This window comes from Rhodococcus sp. C-2, from assembly GCF_027854095.1.
Lineage (GTDB): Bacteria > Actinomycetota > Actinomycetes > Mycobacteriales > Mycobacteriaceae > Rhodococcus_F > Rhodococcus_F qingshengii.
The window spans coordinates 1-5059 of sequence record NZ_JAQGFI010000035.1; the positions used below are offsets into that span (position 1 = coordinate 1).

Annotated in this window: 4 protein-coding genes; 3 read left to right on the plus strand and 1 reads right to left on the minus strand. The window is 59.7% G+C overall.

Annotation, left to right across the window (positions count from 1 at the left end):
- Positions 1-66 precede the first annotated feature (66 nt).
- Positions 67-2079: a DUF4365 domain-containing protein gene (locus tag PCS43_RS33265; RefSeq protein WP_270923248.1), complete on the minus strand. Its 2013-nt coding sequence runs from the start codon at positions 2077-2079 to the stop codon at positions 67-69.
- Between the two features lie 207 nt (positions 2080-2286).
- Between PCS43_RS33265 and PCS43_RS33270 the strand changes: the two genes are divergently transcribed.
- From PCS43_RS33270 to PCS43_RS33280, 3 genes are all read left to right on the plus strand, one after another.
- A complete protein-coding gene (locus tag PCS43_RS33270; RefSeq protein ID WP_270923249.1) occupies positions 2287-3294 on the plus strand; it encodes a DUF3560 domain-containing protein in 1008 nt (335 codons plus the stop codon).
- Positions 3291-3647, plus strand: a complete 357-nt coding sequence (locus PCS43_RS33275; protein ID WP_270923250.1) for a hypothetical protein — start codon at positions 3291-3293, stop codon at positions 3645-3647. Before PCS43_RS33270 ends, PCS43_RS33275 begins: the two co-directional genes overlap by 4 nt.
- Positions 3648-3840: 193 nt before the next feature.
- Positions 3841-4827 carry a DUF4192 domain-containing protein gene (locus PCS43_RS33280; RefSeq protein WP_084326093.1) on the plus strand — a complete coding sequence of 329 codons (987 nt, stop codon included), beginning with the start codon at positions 3841-3843 and terminating at the stop codon, positions 4825-4827.
- The last annotated feature ends 232 nt before the right edge of the window (positions 4828-5059 follow it).

The following is a 5059-nucleotide window of genomic DNA, read 5'->3' on the forward strand; positions in this document are numbered from 1 at the left end:
CATTCAGCACGCGGAGGACGACCGCCCGCCGCTTACCGCCGGCACCGCGTCACCAACGTCCGTTCCTCATACAGCTAGGACATTCCCATCTCTAAGTTTCTCTCGAATCCTCTCCCTATGAGTGGGGTCGCCCTCAGCTAGGACGCGGTCGATGGCTTCCTTTACCTCTGAGCTGTCTTCGTTTCGCGCGGCCAATGCCGCTCTGTCGTCATCAGTCCATGCGGTGGTGGGAATGTTATTGATTACTGCGGCCCAGTCATGCGCAGAACCAATATCGCTTTGTTCTGGCAAATCTTTGATGTACTCAATCACTTCGCGTAGCGCATCGGGCGAGACCACTGGCACGAGGTTTTCCAAAGTATCCAGGAGGACATATTCCAGGGAAAAACTCGGTTGTAGTCGTGATGCCAAACCCCCGAGGTCGCTCAGGTTGGACAAAATCCATCGAACATGTTCGTCGGCCTGCGCTGGTTCGAGAACATCAGAGGCGGTTGAGACCAGTTGAAGGTCTGCGTGCAGCGAGGTACGGGTTGCCCTATCGAGTTTCACCTTGCCTACGGCTGCGCGGACAGCTTCTGCCGGCCCCACTTGGAGTAGATGACGCGCAACTTGTGCAACCACTTTCTCCTCACTAGCGTGCCGCAGCGCTGATAGGGCTTCAGCAAGATCGTCCTGCGATCTGTACGAAGTAAGGACATGCTGGGCCAGTAGTTTATGAGAGTGCTGCCAGGATGAGTGATCCGCCGCCAGCCCAGCGAGCAGAGCCGCGGCTCGAAGCCTCAGGAAAGTCGAGTCAAATTCGGTGCTCTTCGATTCGCCCACCCACTGTTGGAACAATGAGTCGAAATTGCTCTGAAGGCCGGCGGCAACCTCTTGATTTCGCCACCACGATGCAAGGGTGTCCCGACCCTTGATCAACTCACCAATATCGGAGGCCCACGGGTCCAGCCTGAAGATGAGGTCCGCGCCGGACCCTGTGATTGCCATTGCCGTGGGATCGTCAACTGCAGAGGCGCGGACCTTCTGCACGTCGAGGGCCAACAGCCGAGCACCTTCCAGATCGCCAAGTTCCGCCAGGCACCGGGCCTTATGCAAAATCAGCCAAGCCTGATCGATGGGCCTGTATTCAGTACTCGAGAGGGCGCTCTCGATTACCCGCAAGCCTCCTTCCGGATTCGCTTCTTCGACCAATAGCGCACATGCGCATACTGCCGCTGCAGCGCGGTCATGCGGTTCTGTGGCCTCCTCAATAATCTGCTTGAGGGGATCAGAGTCAACATCCTGAGAAGGAATCGCTCTGTCATCACCAAGCAAAACGTCGTGCAGGGCTGCGTAAAAACGCCAACCCCATTTGTTCGATTTCCGACATTGTTCAAGGTCTGGTGCCGGGCTATTTTCAAGGGATGCTTTTCTCCTGCTTTCGGGTTGCGGTACCAGATCGCGTAGTCGCATCTTGACCAAAAGCGCGACGGCCTCCTCCGAGCTAAGTTCCGCCACTTCCAAGTTCGGGTGTGGGGCCACCAATCGTGGCGCCAGCATGGCGTAACGAAGCCGATCAGCCGCCAGGACCTTCACGCCACCCCATGCGCTCCCTTCCCATTGCGAACTGATCCGCCCTTCGGTGGCGACCTCCAAGAGCTCCGCGGCGTGATCCGCGTCAACGGTGGAATGAGCAGGAACGAGGATCTTGGAGCCCTTACCCGTGCTCACGACGGCGTCCTGTGTCACGTGAACCCAATACAATTTCTTGGTGGTCTCGTCGCACAGCAAAAGGATGAACGGAACCGCGTAGTCGAGCCAGTACTTCACGTGTTCACTGTCCGCGTCACGGAACCACCATCCGACGATATTTCCGTCATCATCAGTCTCCGGCTCATCGAAGAACGAGGGGCCATACTTCACTTGAGCTCCCACGAGTGCACCGTGATCCATGAGATCGGCGGTTCGCGCCTGCAGCAGAAGATCCGAGCCCACTTCACCGGCAGGATTTTGTGCAACATGCCAGTCAATTTTAAGGAACTCCAAAGTGGCGAGCGCCTCCCCGATATTCCCTACCTGGGTGGTCCTACTTGCTTTCATTCTCTGTTCCCGCCCTCACTCAACGAATTTCATCTTCTGCGATAAAGAAAAGCACATCCTGCGTGTATGCCCCCGGCACCGGGTGCGGCGGGGACATACACGCAGGTGAATGCATGTTTTTGTCGGATATCGAGGGTAAGTTTGGAGGTGTCCAATTGCTGACGGGCGGACTGACTACCCGCCCCATTGTTAGGTCGGAGATTCGAAGTGACGTTGACGATTTCGCACACTGCCGCGGATGGAACGCTGATTGACGGGACCTCTCGCGGTGACGGTTCCGGAGATGTATTGGCGGCGCACGGGTGGAGGTGGTTTCGCAGTATCGGCTTCTGGGGGATCCGGAGCAGTAGGGATCGGGCTCCGAAGGTTCGCCTGATCGAGATGACTGCAGAGGCGTTGCGCGCGAGGGGTTTCGATGTCGAGATTGATATCGACGCGACAGCGCGGCCGACGGCCGAGGTCGAGGCCGATCGCATTGATCGTCAAGCGGATCGGGTGGAAGCACTCGAGCTGAAGGCGGGGCGCCGTTCAGAACAGGCGGAATCGGCATGGGAAGCAGAGCAGCGCGCGGCGGCCCAACTTCCTCCTGGGGGTGAGCCGATCAAGATCGGGCACCATTCGGAGGGCCGGCACCGGCGAGCGCTCGAGAAAGTCCATCAGCGCCTGGGACAGGCCGTGGCCGCCGAGGGGGAGGCGAAGGAAGCACGTAGGCGCGCAGAGGCGGCAGCGGTGACCACAGCGGCTCGCTACAGCCCCGTGACCGTGAAGAATCGAATCGACAAAATGCACGCAGAGCAGCGCGCGGACCACCGCGAGCTCGACGGCCACGAGCGAACGCTCTTCGTGGTGCGTGGCGTGAAGCAGATCGAGAAATTCCCTCCGGCCGAGGGCACCTACCGTCAGTCGCTGATTACCCGCATCGCCGAGCGGGCCGAACAGATCACCTATTGGGAAGAAATCCGCGCCCAGCAGATCGCGTCAGGTCAGGCCAACAATTTCGGGCCGGACACGATCGCGAAAGGAGATCTGGTCAGGTGCTCGGGTGTCTGGTATCCGGTAGTTCGGGTCAACAAGAAATCTGTCACTGTTCCGGCGAGGATAGGCGGTGATTGGACGGACACTATCCCGTATCACAAACTTGCTGGACACAGACAGGCGAAGGAAGCCGAAACAGACTCGGCCAGTTCATCTTCCACCAAGGAGGTCCGGCCGTGAACAGTCTTCGGGACGAGATTCACAGCGGAGAGTTTCGGCAGTCGCGCCACTATCCGGTTACACGTTCCGTGGAACGTGTTGCTGCCCAAACATTTACGCGACTCCACCCCAACACCGAGTGGCCACCGGCTAACGGCCACTTCGCGGACGTGTACCGCCTCGCCAGCTGGCGCCTGCTCACACCGCTCGAGACTGTCGCCGCTCTCGATTACGAAACCCTGACGGCGCGCTCCTGGGCCGCTCTGCCGGACGATCAGCGCGAAGCCTGGTTCGAGCATGTGCGCGGCACCAATTCTCGTCTGTCACGCACCCGGATCGGCAGATTCACGGCCGAGACGATCACTGCCCCTTAGCAGCTAAACCACGGGAGGCCGGCGCTTTGCGCCGCCTCCTGTGTCTATGTCCCCGGCACCGGGTGCGCCGGGGACATAGACACAGGTCAAAGCGCCTTTTTGTCGTATGCGTGGGGTAACTTTCAAGTGTTCGTCAGTCCAATCCATCGGGTGAATCTGACCAGTTCGCCCACCGACCCAAAGGGGTTCCGCAATGCCAGCTTTCCGAATGACCAGCCCGTCCGATGTTGTCGCCGGTGCCGTGGCTATGGGTGGCCATCTTCCCGAGGACGAGTTGGTCATCATCACCCTCGATGTGCACCCGTGCAGGGTCGCCATGCTCCCCCTCCTCAACCTGCTCCCTGGCGTGTCGGAGGGAATTCTGAGTTCCCTGCGTGTGACACCAGCTCTGGAAGAGTGCCAATCGATGCTCGTGGTTGTCTTTGGCACGCTCGAACGGGGCAATGACGTAGCCGAAGCGCTCGAAGCATTTCGGCCCGATTCAGTTCCGCCTGTGTTCGTTTTCACCGATGGTCTGGTACGCCGATGGACGGGCGCGGGATCACTTGCCGCACAGTCGGGTACACCCGTCGATCTCGCAGCACACCCGCTGATCACCGAAGCGCTGTTTGAGGGAACAACGATTCTCAAAACCCGCAGCGAGATCCGAGCAGGGTTTACAGCCGCACAGCACGGTCCGGAACGCGCTGCGGCGGCCTCACGAGCCTTCGGCGCCAAGCGCATCGTTCTACGCGCCATGGAGCCACAGCGAGCGGCCGATCGGGTATTCGATCTGGCACTTTCGCACTACCTGGACGGCACGTCACAGCACGGCATTACCGTTACCGATGAGCACGCAGCCGTTATTGCTGCTGCCATGCATGACGTGACGGTGCGCGATCTGTTGTTCGCACACATCGACGAAAACAATGCCGATGCAGCCGCCGAGGTAATGCGGCAAGTCGGCGCACTGTTGCCCGAGGATTTGGCCGGTCCGCTCATGGTGTTCGCCGGAGTCTTCAACTGGGTCAATCGCCGCTCTGCGCTGGCACGTGAAGCACTGACGAGCGGCCGCCGACTCGACCCGTCCCACAGCTTCGGGAAGATGTTCGAGCAGGTTCTCGACAACGGTCTGCACCCCGCGATCTGGGAACAATTGCGGACTGCGGCAGTTCTGGCACATCAAACCCAGGCGCAGTAGATAACGAATCGGTGGCGCAATGCATTTCGTGATTGCGCCACCGATTTTCTTTGCGCTGCACCAAATGGAGCCGAGCGCCGATTCCTTTTCGCCGCGATTTTCTAAATTGCGTTTTAGCACAACGGAAACGCCCGCAACCCCGGCCGCGCAGCGGCGGGAATTTCCGTTATAGGGCGGCTTGCCGCCCGTGCGTCCGGGACCCGGGCGTAGCCCGGGTTACCCCTCCCGACGG

Bases quoted from the DNA above. Each gene is read 5' to 3' on its own strand.
- PCS43_RS33265 (WP_270923248.1), bottom strand. From the start codon at position 2,079: ATGAAAGCAAGTAGGACCACCCAGGTAGGGAATATCGGGGAGGCGCTC.
- PCS43_RS33280 (WP_084326093.1), top strand. From the start codon at position 3,841: ATGCCAGCTTTCCGAATGACCAGCCCGTCCGATGTTGTCGCCGGTGCC.